At 68.4% G+C, this 16738-nt stretch carries 17 protein-coding genes; 5 read left to right on the top strand and 12 right to left on the bottom strand.

What is annotated here, in order from left to right; translation table 11 throughout:
- Window positions 1-22: 22 nt before the first annotated feature.
- From ACTHN1_RS09515 to ACTHN1_RS09485, 7 genes are all read right to left on the bottom strand, one after another.
- Window positions 23-1285, bottom strand: a complete 1263-nt coding sequence (locus ACTHN1_RS09515; protein ID WP_440470712.1) for an RNA polymerase sigma factor — start codon at window positions 1283-1285, stop codon at window positions 23-25.
- 140 nt (window positions 1286-1425) lie between these two features.
- Window positions 1426-1800 (bottom strand): YciI family protein, encoded by a 375-nt coding sequence (locus ACTHN1_RS09510; RefSeq protein WP_440470711.1) that lies wholly within the window; start codon window positions 1798-1800, stop codon window positions 1426-1428.
- Window positions 1801-1827: 27 nt separating this feature from the next.
- Window positions 1828-2481, bottom strand: coding sequence for a dihydrofolate reductase family protein (locus ACTHN1_RS09505; protein ID WP_440470710.1), 654 nt, complete (start codon window positions 2479-2481; stop codon window positions 1828-1830).
- A 20-nt stretch (window positions 2482-2501) separates the two neighbouring features.
- On the bottom strand, window positions 2502-3167 hold the full coding sequence (locus ACTHN1_RS09500) for a dihydrofolate reductase family protein (protein ID WP_440470709.1): 666 nt from the start codon (window positions 3165-3167) through the stop codon (window positions 2502-2504).
- Window positions 3164-3583 (bottom strand): VOC family protein, encoded by a 420-nt coding sequence (locus tag ACTHN1_RS09495; protein ID WP_440470708.1) that lies wholly within the window; start codon window positions 3581-3583, stop codon window positions 3164-3166. The genes ACTHN1_RS09500 and ACTHN1_RS09495 overlap by 4 nt, the downstream gene beginning before the upstream one ends.
- A gap of 106 nt (window positions 3584-3689) precedes the next feature.
- Window positions 3690-4097 (bottom strand): VOC family protein, encoded by a 408-nt coding sequence (locus ACTHN1_RS09490; protein ID WP_440470707.1) that lies wholly within the window; start codon window positions 4095-4097, stop codon window positions 3690-3692.
- A gap of 37 nt (window positions 4098-4134) precedes the next feature.
- Window positions 4135-4554, bottom strand: a complete 420-nt coding sequence (locus tag ACTHN1_RS09485; protein WP_440470706.1) for a YciI family protein — start codon at window positions 4552-4554, stop codon at window positions 4135-4137.
- A gap of 247 nt (window positions 4555-4801) precedes the next feature.
- On the opposite strand from ACTHN1_RS09485, the gene ACTHN1_RS09480 reads away from it, so the two are divergent.
- A complete protein-coding gene (locus tag ACTHN1_RS09480) occupies window positions 4802-5179 on the top strand; it encodes a YciI family protein (protein WP_440470705.1) in 378 nt (125 codons plus the stop codon).
- An 18-nt stretch (window positions 5180-5197) separates the two neighbouring features.
- On the opposite strand, the gene ACTHN1_RS09475 is transcribed toward ACTHN1_RS09480, so the two are convergent.
- A complete protein-coding gene (locus ACTHN1_RS09475; RefSeq protein WP_440470704.1) occupies window positions 5198-5551 on the bottom strand; it encodes a hypothetical protein in 354 nt (117 codons plus the stop codon).
- A gap of 204 nt (window positions 5552-5755) precedes the next feature.
- On the opposite strand from ACTHN1_RS09475, the gene ACTHN1_RS09470 reads away from it, so the two are divergent.
- Both ACTHN1_RS09470 and ACTHN1_RS09465 read left to right on the top strand, forming a co-directional pair.
- Complete coding sequence (locus tag ACTHN1_RS09470; protein WP_440470703.1) at window positions 5756-5998, top strand: helix-turn-helix domain-containing protein; 243 nt, start codon at window positions 5756-5758, stop codon at window positions 5996-5998.
- Window positions 5999-6241: 243 nt separating this feature from the next.
- Entirely contained in the window at window positions 6242-9583 is a 3342-nt protein-coding gene (locus ACTHN1_RS09465; protein ID WP_440470702.1) for an autotransporter family protein, read from the top strand.
- Window positions 9584-9608: 25 nt separating this feature from the next.
- Here ACTHN1_RS09465 and ACTHN1_RS09460 read toward each other — a convergent pair whose 3' ends face one another.
- The gene (locus ACTHN1_RS09460) at window positions 9609-10118 is read right to left on the bottom strand and encodes a DUF1697 domain-containing protein (RefSeq protein ID WP_440470701.1); all 510 of its coding nucleotides are present in this window, start codon (window positions 10116-10118) and stop codon (window positions 9609-9611) included.
- A 110-nt stretch (window positions 10119-10228) separates the two neighbouring features.
- Here ACTHN1_RS09460 and ACTHN1_RS09455 point away from each other — a divergent pair, with 110 nt between their 5' ends.
- On the top strand, window positions 10229-11026 hold the full coding sequence (locus tag ACTHN1_RS09455; protein WP_440470700.1) for a DUF2884 family protein: 798 nt from the start codon (window positions 10229-10231) through the stop codon (window positions 11024-11026).
- Window positions 11027-11074: 48 nt separating this feature from the next.
- Here ACTHN1_RS09455 and ACTHN1_RS09450 read toward each other — a convergent pair whose 3' ends face one another.
- Both ACTHN1_RS09450 and ACTHN1_RS09445 read right to left on the bottom strand, forming a co-directional pair.
- Window positions 11075-11689, bottom strand: a complete 615-nt coding sequence (locus ACTHN1_RS09450) for a DNA N-6-adenine-methyltransferase (protein WP_440470699.1) — start codon at window positions 11687-11689, stop codon at window positions 11075-11077.
- A gap of 29 nt (window positions 11690-11718) precedes the next feature.
- Window positions 11719-13809, bottom strand: a complete 2091-nt coding sequence (locus ACTHN1_RS09445; protein WP_440470698.1) for a gluconolaconase — start codon at window positions 13807-13809, stop codon at window positions 11719-11721.
- Window positions 13810-13914: 105 nt separating this feature from the next.
- Here ACTHN1_RS09445 and ACTHN1_RS09440 point away from each other — a divergent pair, with 105 nt between their 5' ends.
- Window positions 13915-14580 carry a DUF998 domain-containing protein gene (locus ACTHN1_RS09440; protein WP_440470697.1) on the top strand — a complete coding sequence of 222 codons (666 nt, stop codon included), beginning with the start codon at window positions 13915-13917 and terminating at the stop codon, window positions 14578-14580.
- A gap of 1 nt (window position 14581) precedes the next feature.
- On the opposite strand, the gene ACTHN1_RS09435 is transcribed toward ACTHN1_RS09440, so the two are convergent.
- A complete protein-coding gene (locus ACTHN1_RS09435; protein WP_440470696.1) occupies window positions 14582-16543 on the bottom strand; it encodes an alpha/beta hydrolase family protein in 1962 nt (653 codons plus the stop codon).
- Window positions 16544-16738: the final 195 nt, after the last annotated feature.

The following is a 16738-nucleotide window of genomic DNA, read 5'->3' as shown; positions in this document are numbered from 1 at the left end:
GCGCGGAGCATGCGGGATGTGCTCAACCCTCCACGCATGCCGCCGCACGCGCCAGCATCAGATCACGCTCGCGGGCGTTGCGGGTCAGGGCGGCGGCGCGTTCGAAGGCTTCGCGGGCTTCACTCCGGCGGCCCAACTGCTCCAGCAGGTCGCCCCGCACCGCGGGCAGTTGCGGGTATTCGCGCAGCAGGGGCTCGTCCCCCAACGCGTCCACCAGCGGCAAGGCAGCGGCGGCACCTTCGGCGCGGCTCAGGGCGACCGCGCGATTGAGTTCGACGACCGGCGATGGCATCACCGCCGCCAGTTGCGCATACAGGGCCGCGATCCGCGCCCAGTCGGTCTGTTCTGCGCGCAACGCGCGAGCGTGGCAGGCGGCGATGGCGGCCTGGAGGGTGTAGGGCATCCGCGCGCCGCCCAGCCGCGCCGAACGCTCCAATGCCTGCAGGCCACGCTGGATCTGCAGGCGATCCCAGCGCGCGCGGTCCTGTTCCAGCAGCAGGATCGGCGTGCCGTCGGGCGCCGTGCGCGCCCGCGCCCGCGATGCCTGGAGTTCCATCAGGGCCAGCAGGCCATGCACCTCGGGTTCCGTGGGCACCAGGCCGGCCAGCACGCGCCCCAGGCGCAGCGCTTCCTCACACAATGCCGGACGCATCCAGTCGTCGCCGCCGGTGGCGGAATACCCCTCGTTGAAAATCAGGTAGACGATCTCGAGCACCGAATCGAGGCGCTCGGCCAGTTCGTTCCGGCGCGGCACCTCGAACGGCACCTGCTTCTGCGCCAGCGTGCGCTTGGCGCGCACGATGCGCTGGGCGATGGTCGGCTCCGATTGCAGGAACGCGCGGGCGATCTCCTCGGTCGACAGTCCGCCCAGCAGTCTCAGGGTCAGCGCCGTCCTGGCTTCGGTGGATAGCACCGGATGGCAGGCGATGAACACCAGGCGCAGGAGGTCATCGCCGATGTCGTCCTCCAGCCGATCGCTGTCGTCAGGACCGGCCATGTCCTGCCCTTCCAGTTCGTAGGCCAGTTCGTCGTGCTTGCGCGCATGCAGCTGGTGCTGGCGCAGGCGATCGATGGCGCGATGCTTGGCCGCGGTCATCAGCCAGGCCGCGGGATTGTCGGGCACGCCCGATACCGGCCAGCGTTCGAGCGCGGACACCAGCACGTCCTGGGCCATTTCCTCGGCCAGGCCGACGTCGCCCAGCATGCGGGTGAGCCGGGCGATCAGGCGCGGAGATTCCATCCGCCAGAGCGCATCGAGGGTGCGGTGCAGGTCGTGGGCAGCCATGACCGGCGATCTGAACACCGGCCGGCTTGGCGCGCAAGCTGAATGGCGGAGACCTCATCGACGTACCCCTCCCGTCCAGGTCTGCGGGCGATTCGCCTTCCATGGGCGCGGCCGTCCGGATGCCGCACCACCATCGATGCCTATGTGTCCAGCTCGAAGTAATGCAGCGGGCGGATCTCGATGCCCCAGCCCCACGCCTCGCCCTCGTCGAGACGCGTGGTCGGATGCAGCAAGGCGATGCGGATGGCGTGTTCGATGTCGTCGGCCTCGATGAGAAACGCGCTGCCGATCCGCGCCGTTCCCGTCGCGAAGGGACCTTCGGCCACCTGCACGTCCGCGCCGACCCGGCGCAGGCTGTGGCTTTCACGGGCCACACCCGCGTCCAGGATGACCTGGCCGCTGCCATACAGTTCCTCCAGGTGCGGCTGGCATCGCCGCATGGCCCGCTCCACCTGCTCACTCGGGCAGGCATCCATTCGTTCGGGATCGAAATAGCCCAGGCACAGATACTTCATCGTGTTCCAGCCTCCGTCCGGCGCCCGTCAGCGCGCGCCGGGCGACCGTTCGAATTTGAGGTGAACCACCGCGGGCGTCGCAATCGTGCGCACCAGCGACAGGCCATGCAGATCGTCGCCCATCTGTTCGAACAGGCGTTCACCGCCGCCCAGCAGGACCGGCACCAGATGAAGCTCCATTTCATCCACCCAGCCAGCCGCCAGGTATTGCCGCGCCGCGTGCGCACCGCCGGCCAGCGCGACATCGCGCCCGCCGGCGGCCCGACGCGCCTGTTCAAGCGCGCTGCCGATGCCGTCGGTGACGAAGTGGAAGCGGGTATCGCCGAGGGTCAACGGCGGACGCGGATGCCGGGTCAGCACGAATACCGGATGATGGAAGGGCGGTTCCTCGCCCCACCATCCCCGCCAGGGATCGCGCTCGTCCCAGCCACCGGGATGTCCACCGAACATGTGGCGTCCCATGATGGTGGCGCCAATGTTGACGAGCGATTCCTCCATCACCGTCGTGCTCGCATTGACCTCGCCGCCTTCCATGCCATGCGCCCGCCGCCACGATTCCAGCGCGGTGGCCCAGTGGTGCAGGCGTTCCCCGCCCGCGCCCAGCGGCTGCCGGATGCTCTGGTCCGGACCGGCGACATAACCGTCCAGCGATATCGAAATACGAAAACGCAGGCGTGCCATGATCGTCTCCGGCTTCGGCGTCAGTCCAGGCCCGCGGCGATCCGGCGCTGGCGTTCCAGTTCCTCGGCCGAAGGCTGTTCCAGGCCGAAGTAGCCGTAGTCGAGGCCGCCTTCGAAGCGATAGCTCTGCCGCACCACGCCGGTGTCGAAGGTACGCGAGGTCTGCAGTTTCAGCGCCGCCGGCACCGTGCCATCGGCGAACAGGCGCTTGCCTTCCGCCAGCATCACCGGGAACCACCACAGCTGCAGCTCATCAATCAGATCCTCCCGCAGCAGCGTCTGCACCAGGCCGCCGCTGCCATGGACCTGCAGTTGCTGGCCGGGTTGCCGCTTCAGCCGGCGGATGTCGGCCACCACGTCATCCTCCAGCCGCTGGCTGCCCTGCCAGGCGAGGGTGTCGAGCGTGCGGGTGGCCACATACTTGGGAATCCGGTTGAAACGCGCGGCAATCGGATCCTCGTCGCCGAGATGCGGCCAATGGGCGGCGAAGATCTCGTAGGTCCGGCGACCCAGCAGCAGCGCGTCCAGTTCACCCATGCTGCCGTTGATCAGCTCCAGCATGGCGTCATCGAAATACGGCGCGGCCCAGCCACCGTGGCGGAATCCGCCACTGCGATCCTCGTCGGGGCCCCCGGGCGCCTGCACTACTCCGTCCAGGCTCAGGAAGGCGGTCACCACCAGTTTCATGACGCCTGCTCCTGCGCCGGCATCGCGGACATGTCCATGTGGACCACTTCCCACAGATGGCCATCCGGATCCTCGAAGCTGCGCTGGTACATGAAGCCGTGATCCTGCGGTTCGCGCGGCTGGCGGCCACCGGCGGCGATGGCCGCATCGGCCAGCTTGTCCACCCCGGCGCGATCGTCCGCGGACAGGCACAGGATGGCCTGGGCATGCGTGCGGGGATCGCCGAGGGCCTTGTCGGTGAAGCCCTGGAAGAACTCGCGGGTCAGCAGCATCACGTAGATGGTGTCGCTGATGACCAGGCAGGCGCCCTGCTCGTTGGTGAACTGCGGATTGAAGTGATAGCCCAGGCCCTCGTAGAACGCCTTGGAGCGGGCCATGTCGGAAACGGCGATATTGACGAAGATCTGCGTGGACATCGGGAGTTCCTTGCTGGGACGGAAATGGGATCGGCGGGATTGAGGCGGCGGACCCTCCACGGCTTGCCGGGGTGGGCGGCAAGCACGTGGATGTCCTGGCATCGCGTCAGGTGCAGTTGATCATCCAGCGCACGCCATGACGGTCGGCCAGGCTGCCATAGCGGCGTGCCCAGAACGTCTGCTGCAACGGCATCTCGATGACCTGCGCGCCTTCGGCCAGAGCGGCGTACAGCGCTTCGGCGCGCGCGGGATCGTCCAGGTCGATCACGACATACGCGCCAACGACGCCCTTGTAGGGATGATCGGGCGTGGCATCGGTGCCCATCAGGCTGAACGCGTCGACATCCACGCGACCGTGCAGGATCCGCGACTTGAGTTCATCCGGAAGATCCCCGCAACCGGGGGTATCACCGAAACTCTGCATCGCGGCCACCTGGCCGCCGAGCAGGCCCGCGTACCAGGTCAGGGCCTGGCGGCAGTCACCGTCGAAACTGAGATAGTGCTTGAGACGCATGGGAGGCTTCCTTGTTCTTGGAGTGGGTGGGTGGGGATTACTGCGTGTTGGCGATGCGCGCGGCCAGGCGTTCTTCCTGTTCGCGCAGTTCCGGGGTCAGCGCCGAGCCGAAGTCGTCCAGTTCGAAGAACGGGCGGATCTCGACCTCCGCGCCACCGTCGAACGGCGCGCGCTTGAGCCATTCGATGGCTTCCTCCATCGACCGCACCTGCCAGATCCAGAAGCCGGCGATGAGCTCCTTGGTCTCGGTGAACGGCCCGTCGATGACGGTGCGCTGGCTGCCGTCGAAGCGCACGCGCGCGGCATGCGACGTCGGCCGCAGGCCCTCGCCGGCCAGCATCACGCCGGCGTTGACCAGTTCCTCGTTGAAGCGGCCCATGTCTTCCAGTTGCTGCTGGGTGGGCATCACGCCGGCTTCGGTGTCGGCATCGGCTTTCACGAACACAATCACTTTCATGTCGTACTCCTGGGAATGGGAAGGAAGGGCAGCGTCCGGGGGGCGGAGCATCGCTGCTTACTGGGTACGACGCGTGTGAAGGGCGGGGATCGACAACCCCCGTGAATTTTTTTTTCGAGGCGACGCGGCTTTCCCCACGCGCAGTCCCAGCCGATGCGACAGGCGCGCGGGAGGATGCCCGCCCCGCCCGGATCTGCGGCATCATGCGCGCTCCGGCGGGCGTCCCCCGTCCCTCCTGGAGCAAGGCATGCAATACCTGTTGCTGGTCTATACCGATGACACCCTGCTGGAAACCCTGCCCGCGGCCGAGTACGACCGCCTGATGCGCGGCTGCCTGAGCCACGCCGACGAGCTGAAGGAGGCCGGAACCCTGGTGGACTGCCAGCAGTTGGAGCCGGCCCGGACCGCACGCTCGCTGCGCGTCCGCAACGGCCAGTCCACCATCACCGATGGCCCGTTCGCCGAGACCAAGGAAGTCCTGGCGGGCTTCAATCTGATCGAAGCCGACAGCCTGGAGGATGCCGTGCGCATCGCCCACGAGTTCCCGTGGTCGCGGTTCGGCTGCATCGAGGTGCGGCCGGTGCACGACATGGGCCAGGAACGGCGGCGGGTCGGCCTGGCCTGATCGCCGCCGTCGCGCGGCTCAGAGCTGCGCGCTGATCCGCGCCTTCACGCCGGGATGGTCCCGGTAGTAGGCCGCGTTGTCGGCCAGATCCCGCCAGCGGCGATGGTCGGCCAGGGTGCGGCCGACCTGCTGCGCCACCCGCAGCAACAGGGCGGGGTCCGGCGAATGTTCGCCCTCCAGCGCGCCCTCCATCAGGCGAATCATCAATTGCGCCCGGTCCAGGCAGGCCTCGGCTTCGCGGACCGCGCCGCCGTGCAGGGTGTCGAGGCGGGCCGGGGTGAACCGGGTGATGCCCGCATCGGCCAGGACCGGTTCGTGCGCGCCCTGCAGCAGGTGCAGCAGCTGCGCCAGAGACGTGTCGTGGGAATCCATCGCCGTTTCCGGCGTCGGAACCTCGCTTTCCCGATGAGAAATTTCACTCTTTGAATACGGATGCACGGGCAACCTCCTTGTGCGTTCAGGTCGATGCGGTCTCCGGCCGCGTCCCGTGAGTTTTCCGGTGAGCGGATACGAGATTCAAACACGGTAGATGAATGCTCTGTAGATTGTCAAACGGTAGCCGGTGAGGCTGGGCGCATGCCGAAAGCATCCTCCGCCACCCGTACCGCGACCGCGCGGCAGCGCATCTCCGCCAACCTGAAAAAGCTGCGGAAATCGCGTGATCTGAGCCAGGAGGAACTGGCCGAACTGGCCGAATTCCATCGCACCTACGTGTCACAGCTGGAACGTTGCGTCACCAACATTTCCATCGACGGCCTGGAGCGGTTGGCCAATGCGTTGTCGGTGGATGTGCGCGATCTGCTCAAGCCGGTGGATTGAAGCCGGAACGATGAAACCGGCGGAGGCCCGCGAGTGCGCGGTATCACGCTTTTGAAATCTACATGTGCCAATCCGGCGTTTCACGCTTGATGCGCGAATGAAACAGGCATAAGACTCACCTCGGCGCGCGGTTGCTCCCGTGTCGCCGCTCTCTTGCTGGTGCAGGACCTGTCGTGCCGTTGTCCGCTCCGCCGCCTCGGCGCGCGCAGTGGACGCCGCTCTTCGTTGCAGGGAGGAAGTCCCGTGCGCCCCACCCGTCCGCATCGCCTTGCCTTCTCCATCGTCCGCCTGCTGGGCAGGCCGTCCGCCGGCATGATCGGCGGCCTCGGCCTGTTGACCCCCGCGCTCGCGCTGGCCGACTGCAACCTCGCCACGCCCGCCAGCGGGCAGAACGTGATCTGTACGTCGAGTGCTCCCAATCCCTTCACCGGCGGCATCATCGCGCAGGCGGGCAGCACCGGCATCAGCGTGACGATCGAAAGCGGCGCGGCCCTGCAACCGGCCGCTTCGCCCGGCATCCATCTGCGTGACCAGAGCCGCGCCGACAGCAGCGGCGGCATCACCCTGGCGGCCGGCAACACCTGGGATGCCATGTTCGCCGAAGGCAATGGCAACACATTGACCAATCACGGCGCCGTGGACACGGCGGGCGACAATGCCGACGGCATGCAGGCCAACGGCAGCGGCAACGTGCTGGACAACGCCGCCGGCGGCAGCATCGTCACCCGCGGTGCCAACGCCAATGCGCTGTTTTCCAATGGCGGCAGCAACAACCAGTTGAGCAACGCGGGCAGCATCACCACCCGCGGCGCGGGCGCGGCCGGTTTCCGCATCAATGGCGGCAGCGGGCATGTCCTGTCCAACAGCGGCAGCATCCTGGCGCAGGGCGCCGGCGCCGCCGGCGTGCAGAGCAGCGGCGCGGGCACCTTGACCAATACCGGCAGCATCGTTTCGCAGGCCGGCATCGGGGTGGCGTTCACCGGCGGCGCCGGCAATACGGTGATCAATCACGGCGATATCCGCGGTGCGACCAGCGCGGTGGTGTTCGGCAGCGGCGACGACCTGTTCGAACTGCATGCCGGCACCGTCACCGGCCAGGTGGATCAGGGCGATGGCGCGGATCGCATGCGGGTCACCGGCGGCACCCTGGACGGCACGGTCCAGCAGGGCCGCGGGGTGGACGATTTCCTCATGAGCGGCGGCCAGATCGGCGCGCTGTTGCAGGGCGACAACCTCGACACCTTCCGCATGACCGGTGGCCGCATCGTCGGGGCGTTCGAGGACGGCGACTACGCGGAGATGACCGGCGGCCGCATCGGCCGGGTCAACATGAAGCTGGACGACAACACCTTCGACATGTCCGGCGGCACCATCGACGGCAATCTGGTGACCGGCTTCGGTCGCGACACCATCCGCCTCTCCGATGGCTACATCGGCGGCAACATCAGCGTCAGCGGCGGCGATGACCGCATCACCGTCACCGGCGGCACGGTGCGCGGCGAGGTCCGCGTGAGCTTCGGCAACGACATCTTCGAATGGAATGGCGGTGGCGTCATCCACGGCACCATCGATCTGGGCGAAGGCGATGACGCGGCGTCACTGGCCAGCCTCAACCAGTCGCACCTGGGAGCGACGCCGCTGATCGACGGCGGCCTCGGCGTCGACGCCCTCTCGCTGTCCAACATCACCACCGGCGGACTGTCACGGTTCCAGCAGTGGGAAAGGCTCGACGCGCGCAACGACACCGAACTGAGCTTCGACACCGACCTGGTGCTGGGCGACGCCGGCACCGGTACCGGCACGCTCGCTGTGGATGCGACCAGCACGCTGTACGCCGGTGGTGGCTGGAATACCGGGATACGCGCGTTCGACGGCGCGCAGCCCGTCACCTTGATCAATGCCGGTCGCATCGACCTGACCAACGGCAACACCGGTGGTGCCAACGACACCTTCACCATCGCCGGCAACTACGTCGGCGACAACGCGGCGGTGTACCTGCAGACGGTGCTGGGCAATGATGACTCCGCCTCGGATCGCTTGGTCATCTCCGGCGGCCGGGCCAGCGGCAGCACCGGCCTGGGTATCTTCAATCTGGGCGGCAGCGGCGCGGCCACCACCCGCGACGGCATCCTGGTGGTGCAATCGCTCGATGGCGCGACCTCCACCGCCGACGCGTTCGCGCTGTTCGGTCCGGTCGCCGCCGGCGCGTTCGAGTACTTCCTGTTCAAGGGCGGCATCAGCCCGGGCACCGGCGAGAACTGGTACCTGCGTTCGACCCTGGTGAACGGCACCACGCCGGCACCCGCACCGGATCCGGATGACCCGGTGTCTCCGCCGCCTCCCACACCGCCGGAACCGCCGGCGCCACCGCCACCGGAACTGCCACCGCCGCCACCTCCTCCGCCGCCGCAGTTGCCGGGCGATCCGGACGTGCCGGATCCGGATCCGGAAAATCCGGGTATCGAGCCGCCGCCGCCGCCCGCCGAGCCACCGCCGGCCCCGCCGCCTTCGCCGCAGCCGCCGGAGCCACCCGTGCCCGACAATCCGGCGCCATTGCCGACCCCGGATCGCCAGCCACCCACGCCGGGCGCCCGGCCTTCCACCGACGAGGTGATTCCGCTGTATCGGCTGGAATCGGCGGTCTATGCCGTGGTCACGCCGTTGTTGCAGCAGATGTCGCTCGCCAGCCTGGGCACCTTCCACGAGCGCCAGGGCGAGCAGGCGCTGCTGCAACGCGACGGCAGCTTCCGCACCGCCTGGGGCCGCGTGCTCGGGCAGAACACGCGGCAGGACTGGCGCGGCACGGTCGCGCCGACCTTCGACGGCAGCCTCACCGGGGTGCAGGCCGGCATCGATGTGCATGCCTGGGAAAACACGCGGGGCGACGCACGCCATCATGCCGGCCTGTTCCTCGGGCGCACCCGCGCCGATGGCGACATCCGCGGCTTCGCGCTGGGCTGGTACAACCTGACCGTCGGCAAGAACCGCGTGGACGAGGACCATCTTGGCCTGTACTGGTCGCGCATCGACGAGCATGGCGGCTACGTGGATGCGGTGCTGATGGCCAGCCGCTTCGACGGACGCGCGCGCTCCAGCCGCGGACTGGGCGTGGATCTGGACGGCGGCGGCCTGAGCGCGTCGCTGGAAGTCGGCCGCCCGGTGCGCTGGCGCGAGGGTTCGCGCTGGTCGCTGGAGCCGCAGGCCCAGCTGATCTGGCAGCGCAGCGATCTGGATGACCAGGACGATGGCTTCGCGCGCATCGCCTTCGACATCGGCAGCGCCTTCACCGGCCGGGTCGGCCTGCGCCTGGCCGCCGACTTCCCGACCGCGTCCGGACTATGGCAGCCCTATCTGAAGCTCGACTACTGGCACGGTTTCGGCGGCCGCGACGTGGTGCGGATGGATCGCGACGAGCTGGTGACCCTGAAGGGCTACAACGCGATCGAATTCGGCGGCGGCGTGGTGGCGAAATTCAACGATCGCCTCAGCCTGTACCTGACCGCCGATTACACCGCCGACACCGGCGATGCGGGACGCGATCGGCAAACGGTGGAAGGCAACCTGGGCCTGCGGGTCAGCTGGTGACGAGTGCCTGCGGAACGGTGGCGACCTAGGCCGCCGCCATCTCGATCAGCTTGGCGATCGTATTGAGATTGCGCCCCGTGCCGGCGCGCGCGGCCGGAATCACCAGCCGCGAGTCGGCCATGCCGTCGCCGTAGTGCACGTAGATCTCGCGCTCGCCCAATGCCAGTTGTTCGTCGCGCCGGTGACGGAGCGTGGCGAGCGCATCGGCCGGCGGCGGGTCGTCCAGGAAGATCACCACCACCCGGTTGGGCGCGGCGTCCGCGAAGGGCTGTGCCGCGAGCACGCGTTCCAGCTCGTGCCGTCGTCGCAGCACCACCCCGACCGGTTTGCCGGCGTAGGCGGCCAGGCGCTTTTCCAGGGCAGTCTTCACCTGCGCCGGCGTGCGATCGCTGTCGAACACGACGTTGCCGCTGGCGATGTAGGTGCGTACGCGCTGGAAACCCGCGTCCTCGCACATCGCGCGCAGCTCGGCCATCGGCAGTTTTCCGGTGCCGCCGACGTTGACGGCGCGCAGCAGGGCGATATAGGGCGTCATCGCGCCAGCATAGCGCCGGCCCCCTGCCCGCGGTCACCATGACTTTTCCCACGGGCCGGTACCGGCCGGCATCCCCGATGCTCTCACCGTCCCCGACCTCCGTTGCCGCCATGCGTCCGCTGCCGCTCGCCCTGTCCCTGCTCGCCCTGCTGCCGCTGGCGGCCCACGCCGGTGAACCGGTGCGGCCGAAGGTCGATTCCCGGCAGTGCGGCTTCAGCACGCCCTACAACGTGCTGGTCGACACCGGCGGCGTCTGGCTCTATCGCGACGAGGGTTCACCGCGCGAGGTCTTCTTCCACGACGGCGAACTGAGCGTGGACCGCAAGGTCCGCGCGATCAGCGACGCCGACGCCCAGCGCCTGCGCCAGCTCGAATACCAGGCCTACCGGCTGATGCCGGAAGTGGCCGGACTGGCCCGCGATTCGGTCAACGTGACCTTCGATGCGCTGTCCGGAGTGGTCGAAGCGATGACCGGCAGCAAGCGCAAGGCGCGCAAGGTGGATGACTTCCGCACCGAGGCCATCGCGCACGTGGACAAGACCCTGGGCCGCGGACGCTGGGATCAGGAAGTCTTCGACGAGACCTTCGAGGCGAACATCGAGAACGCGGCCGAGTCGATGGCCTCGATGATCGGGCGCAGCGCGCTGTGGAGCGTATTCACCGGCCGCGCCGGGCAGCTGGAAGCGCGCGCCGACAAGATGGATCGGGAACTGGAGCAGATGCTGGACGTGCGCACGAAGGCCATCGAGGCGCGCGCCGATGGCCTGTGCGCTCAGGTGCAGGCGATAAACACTGTGCAATCGGCGCTGGAATATCGCCATGACGGCGCGCCGTTGCGCCTGCTGGAAGTGACCGGAAACGGCGACGCGCCGGCTGGCGACGACAAGGTCGTGGCCGCGCGCCCCTGAACCGCGTCACCGTTCCGCGTCCGCGCTGACAGCCGGACGCGGCTGCCGTCAGGCCGGCCCGGCCTCGCCGACCGGCGTCACCACGAACCCGTGCTTGCCGAAGATGCGGGCGAACTTGTCCGCGTTCCTGCCGAAGTAGAAGAACGCCTGCCCGCGCGTGTTGCCGGAGATGTGCTTGCGATCGGCATTCCAGAAACTGATGCGGTGGTGGGTGAAGCAGATGCGGGTGCAGCGCGCGACCAGCACGTTGAACCAGCGGGTGTCGGTGGCGTTGTTGACCAGCACCACGCCCTCGCCGAACTGCCGCGCTTCCCATTGATCGATGAAGCGGTTGACCGCGCGTGCGCACAGGCCCGCCGAGTAGGGCGGATTCATGAACACCCGTCCGCGCGGGCCCGCCTTCCAATCCTCGTCGAAGGCCGATCGCTCCACCGTCAGGATGCGCTTGGCGCCGACGATCTCGTTGGCGGTTTCCGAGGTGAAGGGATCCAGATCGATGCCCCCCATCACCGCGCGCACCGAATCCAGGTATTCCGGCGGCGTGAACCAGGAATCGGCGTCGCGGGCCTTGCTGGTCGGCACCCGGCCGATGTAGCCGAGCCGGTGCGCGCTGGCGGTGGACACCGGGAGCGCGACGATGTTGGAACGGGGAGTCTTGGGCATGGCCGCCATTCTATGCGCAGGACGGGGAACTAGCGCAGCACGATCTTCAGGTCGCGGCGCGCGTTCGCGGCGTTGCCGCTGTAGTCCAGCGCGGTGATCCGGATCAGATACTCGCCGGCCGGCAATTCCGAGGGCTGCCAGGATCCGGTTTCGACCACGCCATCGCGGACCCGGTTGGTCACCACGTACTGGAAGCGGGTGACCGCGCTGCCGTGCACGGTGATCCCGCTGTCGGCCGCGTAGGCCACCATGACCGCGTCGGGATCCGGCGGCATGCGGTTGAACTCGATGTTCATGCGTGGCGCTTCATGGCCGGGCAGGGGCCGGCCGGCGGCATCCAGGATCTGATAGCCCAGCGCATACAGGCCAAGCCGGCGACGCGGAAGATTGCGGTCGACCTGATCCCAGGCCTCGACCACGATCCGCACGCCGGACAATTCGCGCGGCACCACCACGCGATCGCCCTGCTTTTCGGCCAGCGGCTGCTCCAGCATATCCAGCAGATGGATGCCGTCGATGCGTGGCGGCTGGGTATCCGCGTAACCGGTGAAGCCCAGCGCGATCGCGTTGCGTTCGTAGCCGCTGCCGCCCACGCTCAGATGGACGTGGGCCATCGGATTGATGGTGCCCAGCACGTCGCCCGCGGCGAAACGCGTCCCGCGCCGGACCCGGATGCGCTCGGGTTGGCCGGCCTCGTCGCGCAGCAACTGGAATCGCGGATCGATCACCTCGCCGCGCGCGCTCCGCCCGACCCGCATGTGGATGTAGGCCAGCGTGTCCAGCCCCATGCCTTCGCCCTGCCCGCCGAACCCCCAGGCCGCGTATGGGCTGCTGACCTTGCCGTCGGCGATCGCCAGCACCGGCTGGCCGATGTCGCCACGGATATCCAGCCCGCTGTGCAGGTGATCGCGGTTTTCCTTCTGGAAATTGCCACGCACCTCGCCCAGCGTGCCGACGACTTCATGCCACCCCTGCTGCGGCGCCAGCGGCCAGCGCCCTTCGGTTTCCGGCAGCGGCGCGTGCGGCGCGGGGCCGGCGACCAGGGCCGGCGGCGTCAGCGTGCGCGGCGCGATGCGATGGACGCGATAACCCGTGGCGTCGGTGACCACCAGCGCGCCCGCGCCGTCCAGGGCAAGGCCGGCCGGACGCGACAGACGCTCCTGCTGTGCGTGCCCGGTGATCACCCGGATGTGCCCATCGGCGGCGATCTGGAGAATCCGGCCACCACTCATTTCCGCCGCGTAGATCACCCCGTCGCGGGTGACCGCCAGCGCCAGCGGCCGGCCGATGCCGGTGGACCCGTCCGGCCACCAGGTCCGGGCGGTGCCGACCTGGCCTTCCGCGCTGACGTGGCGGATCGCGTTGTTGCGCAGGTCCGCCACCCACAGCACGCCCTGCCGATCAATCGCCAGCGCGGCGGGCGTATCGAATCGCGCCGCGGCGCCCGCTCCGTCGACGAACCCCGGATATCCTCCTCCCGCCAGCGTGGTGACGTTGCCATCGGGCGCGATCACGCGGATGCGATCGTTGTAGGTGTCGGCAACGTAGACACGCCCATGCGCGTCCACCGCCACGCCGGTCGGCCCATTGAACTGTGCCTGCGCGGCTGGACCATCGAGATGCCCGGCGACACCGGTGCCGGCCAGCGTGCTGACGATGCCCTGCGGCGTGATCCGGCGGATGGCGTGATTGCCGGTGTCGGCCACGTAGAGGTTGCCGGCGCGATCCAGCGCGAGGCCGGAGGGCGTATGAAAGGCCGCCGCCGTGCCCGCGCCATCACGGAATCCCTCCACCGAACCGGCGAGCGTGGCCACCTGCCCATCGCGGCCGATGCGGCGGATGCGGTTGTTGTCGCCGCCATCGGCCACGTACACGGTGCCGTCGCCGGCCACCGCGACGCCGTAAGGGTCGGCGAAGCGCGCCGTCGCCGGCAGGCCGTCGCGATTCCCGCCGATGCCATCGCCCGCCACCCACTCCAACTGCGCGGCCCAGCCCAGCGGTGTCGGCGCCGGAGCCGCAACCGGGTTCGCCTTGTGTGCGAATGGATCAAACAGGAAGGTGGCGACCAGAGCCGCCGCGGTCAGGCCAATCACCAGGCCCAGCCAGGTTCTGCGCGTCATGCCGATGCCGGCTCCGTTGGGATCGAATCGTCCACCTCGTGGTGACCTTCACATTCTTGCATGAGACGACACGCTCGTCCGCGCGGATCGCTACCATCGCATCCCATGCCATTCCCCGCTTCCCCGGCCTCCGCTTCGTCCATCGATCCGGCCTCGCCTGCCGCGGTACCCGCATGGGTGCGCCCGCTGGCCGCAGGCGCGCAGTGGGCCTGCATCGCGTTCCTGCTGATCGCGCTGGCGCTGCAGTTCCTGCGTCCGGATCTGGACTGGATGCGCACACCGCTGAGTTTCTATCTGGTCGGCCCGTATGGTCCGCTGCTGCAAGGCGCCTATGGATTGCTCTCGCTGGGGCTGATGGGACTGGGCGTATCCGCCTATCGCAGCGGCGCGATCCAGGCGCGCAGCGCGGCGCCGCTGCTGCTGTTCGTGGCCGCCGGCATCGCCCTGGCCGTCACCGCGCTGGCGGAAACGCCCTTTCCCGGACGCGCGTTGACGCTGCAGGGTCTGGTGCACGGACTGGCCGCGCAGACCGCGTTTCTCTGCGTCACCGTGGCGATGTTGCTGCAGGCCTGGCGCTGGCGCGCCGATCCGGGGTTCCGGCACCGCTTCGCCACCGCCTTCTCATTGGCGGCGCTCTGTTTCCTGGCCCTGTGGGTCCACGTGCTCGCCCGCGATCTGCCGCGTGGCGCCAGCCAGAAGGCGGTCATCGCGCTGATCGGCTTCTGGTTGCTGTGGGTGTCCGGCTGGGTGAGCCGCGACCGGCGCGCCTGATTCAGCGCGCGGTCTTGCCGCCCAGGTGGCGCGACAGGAAGGCCAGCAGGCGCGTGTAGTACTCGCGCCGGTGTTCCTCGGTGTAGAAGCCATGGCCTTCGGTCTTGTAGTACAGCGTTTCCACCGGCACCCCGGCCTGCTTCAGGGCCTTTTCCATCCGCTCCGAATGCGCGAGCGGCGCACGTTCGTCGCGGCCGCCCGCGGCAAGGAACACCGGCGCCTTGATGCGCGCGGCCAGGGTCGTGGGCGAACGCTCCGCCAACCCGTCCGGGGGCCCCATCCATTCACCGGCCCAGGTCTTGCCCGAACGGCTGCGATTGGACTGGCGCTTGTGCATCAGGCGCAGGTCGTAGACGCCGACGTAGCCGGCGGCGCAACGGTACAGGTCCGGCTCCCGGGCCGCGCCCATCAAGGCCGCGTAGCCGCCATAGCTGGCCCCGTAGATGCAGATGCGCGCCGGGTCGGCGATGCGTTGTTCGATGGCCCAGCGCGTGGCGTCGGTGAGGTCGTCCTGCATCCGCCCGCCCCACTCGCGCGCGCCGGCCTGCACATGCGCGCGTCCGTAATTGCCGGAGCCGCGATAGTTCACCCGCAGCACCGCGTAGCCGGCTTCGGCGAGCATCTGCGCTTCGTCGTCGAATTCCCAGGCATCGAAGATACCGAATGGGCCGCCATGTGGCAGCAGCACCATGGGCTTCGGCGCGTCATCGCCACGCGGCAGGGTGAGATAGCCATGCAACGGCAGGCCATCGCGCGCCTTCATGCTCACCAGCCGGGTGGGCAGGACGACGGCGGGATCGAACCATTCGCGGGTCGAGAACACCCGATCCGCTTTCTTCTCGACGGTGTCGAACAGGAAGTAGTCGCCATGATTGCGATCACTCCACACGAACAGCAGCGCCAGGCGGCCGTCCCGGGTGATCGAGGTCATGTATACGCCGTGTCCGGGGAAGGCGCGTTCCAGCGCGCGGTAAAAGCGCGCGGTCTTTCCGTTCTCGTCGAAGAAGGCGTTGCGCACGCCATCATGTGCGTAGGACACGCCGATCGGCGTCCGCCCATCGACGTCGTACAGCGTGCGGAAGGGATCCACGAAACCATCCCGCAACAACTCGGTGTACTTCCCGTCGGCCGGATTCCAGGCAACGACCGCGTCCGGCCCGTCCTTCTGTTCCACCTGCAGGTAGGCGGTGCGGCCGTCGGCAGAGAATCCGAGCGGATATTCACGATGCCGGGTCTGGTTCTCGTCGTTGATCAGGCGCCAGTCGGCGCGGTCGCCATCGCGGTAGTAGAGCCGGCTCGCGTTGTCGACATCGGCGCCATGCGCGAACCGGACCACGCCTGACTGATCGGTGGTGAAGTCCGCGCGCCGCACGGGCGGCGTGGCCACGGTGACCCGGCGGCGCGTATAGATGTCGAGCCGGTCGATCGAGATGTTGGGATCGGTCGTCAGCGGCATCGCGGCGACCAGCACGTTGCGCTCGTCATCCGGCAGCGTGTCGGTGAGGAAGACCGCGCGCGGTGGCCCCGGGGTCTCGGTGCGGCTTCCGATTTCGCCGGTGCCGAACGGACTGGCCAACAGGCGTGCCTGGCTGCCATCGGCGTTCACCGCATGCAGTTGGCCCAGCACGGAGGGTTCGTCGCGCGAGCCCACCCTCTCGGCCATGGACACGACCACGCGCTCGTTGTTCGCCCACCAGAAATCGTCCACCACCGAATCGCGGTCGCCACCGATCCTGGCGGTGACGGCGCGATCCGAACGCCGGATGATCGCCAGCACGGTGCGATCCTCGAGCGGCACGGTGACCGCGTAGTACTCGCCGGTCGGTGAAATCTTGATGCGTTCGAACTGATCCGGCCGCAGATACGGCGCCAGATCCACCGTCGTCGCCGGACCACTGGCCTGTGCCCACGCCGCCACCGGTGCCAGACACAACCACAACCAACCCCATTTCCTCGTGCGCATCCCGGATTCCGAATCCCTGGCGGTCCCCCGCATGCCCCGTGCATGCGCCTTCCCCGAGGAACATCGTCGCAGTTGGCATGCATTCCGTCCACGGGTCCGGCCGGGTCAACAACTGACGCGGCGCGGCGCCAGCGTCACTTCCGACGGCGGAGGACGCATTTCGCATGTGCTTGAAATCCCGGCATTTCCCGCGCT

Origin of the sequence: Pseudoxanthomonas sp. (genome assembly GCF_051953815.1) — a bacterium.
Taxonomy (GTDB): domain Bacteria; phylum Pseudomonadota; class Gammaproteobacteria; order Xanthomonadales; family Xanthomonadaceae; genus Pseudoxanthomonas_A.
Note: the sequence above shows the minus strand (reverse complement) of the source record. Positions and strands in the feature narration are given on the sequence as shown.

What these genes read in the sequence shown, in the direction of transcription:
- ACTHN1_RS09435 (WP_440470696.1), bottom strand. Translation starts at nt 16,543, where the DNA reads ATGCGCACGAGGAAATGGGGTTGGTTGTGGTTGTGTCTGGCACCGGTG.
- ACTHN1_RS09460 (WP_440470701.1), bottom strand. Translation starts at nt 10,118, where the DNA reads ATGACGCCCTATATCGCCCTGCTGCGCGCCGTCAACGTCGGCGGCACC.
- ACTHN1_RS09470 (WP_440470703.1), top strand. Translation starts at nt 5,756, where the DNA reads ATGCCGAAAGCATCCTCCGCCACCCGTACCGCGACCGCGCGGCAGCGC.
- ACTHN1_RS09475 (WP_440470704.1), bottom strand. Translation starts at nt 5,551, where the DNA reads ATGGATTCCCACGACACGTCTCTGGCGCAGCTGCTGCACCTGCTGCAG.
- ACTHN1_RS09495 (WP_440470708.1), bottom strand. Translation starts at nt 3,583, where the DNA reads ATGTCCACGCAGATCTTCGTCAATATCGCCGTTTCCGACATGGCCCGC.
- ACTHN1_RS09455 (WP_440470700.1), top strand. Translation starts at nt 10,229, where the DNA reads ATGCGTCCGCTGCCGCTCGCCCTGTCCCTGCTCGCCCTGCTGCCGCTG.
- ACTHN1_RS09510 (WP_440470711.1), bottom strand. Translation starts at nt 1,800, where the DNA reads ATGAAGTATCTGTGCCTGGGCTATTTCGATCCCGAACGAATGGATGCC.
- ACTHN1_RS09485 (WP_440470706.1), bottom strand. Translation starts at nt 4,554, where the DNA reads ATGAAAGTGATTGTGTTCGTGAAAGCCGATGCCGACACCGAAGCCGGC.
- ACTHN1_RS09490 (WP_440470707.1), bottom strand. Translation starts at nt 4,097, where the DNA reads ATGCGTCTCAAGCACTATCTCAGTTTCGACGGTGACTGCCGCCAGGCC.
- ACTHN1_RS09440 (WP_440470697.1), top strand. Translation starts at nt 13,915, where the DNA reads ATGCCATTCCCCGCTTCCCCGGCCTCCGCTTCGTCCATCGATCCGGCC.
- ACTHN1_RS09445 (WP_440470698.1), bottom strand. Translation starts at nt 13,809, where the DNA reads ATGACGCGCAGAACCTGGCTGGGCCTGGTGATTGGCCTGACCGCGGCG.
- ACTHN1_RS09505 (WP_440470710.1), bottom strand. Translation starts at nt 2,481, where the DNA reads ATGGCACGCCTGCGTTTTCGTATTTCGATATCGCTGGACGGTTATGTC.
- ACTHN1_RS09515 (WP_440470712.1), bottom strand. Translation starts at nt 1,285, where the DNA reads ATGGCTGCCCACGACCTGCACCGCACCCTCGATGCGCTCTGGCGGATG.
- ACTHN1_RS09480 (WP_440470705.1), top strand. Translation starts at nt 4,802, where the DNA reads ATGCAATACCTGTTGCTGGTCTATACCGATGACACCCTGCTGGAAACC.
- ACTHN1_RS09500 (WP_440470709.1), bottom strand. Translation starts at nt 3,167, where the DNA reads ATGAAACTGGTGGTGACCGCCTTCCTGAGCCTGGACGGAGTAGTGCAG.
- ACTHN1_RS09450 (WP_440470699.1), bottom strand. Translation starts at nt 11,689, where the DNA reads ATGCCCAAGACTCCCCGTTCCAACATCGTCGCGCTCCCGGTGTCCACC.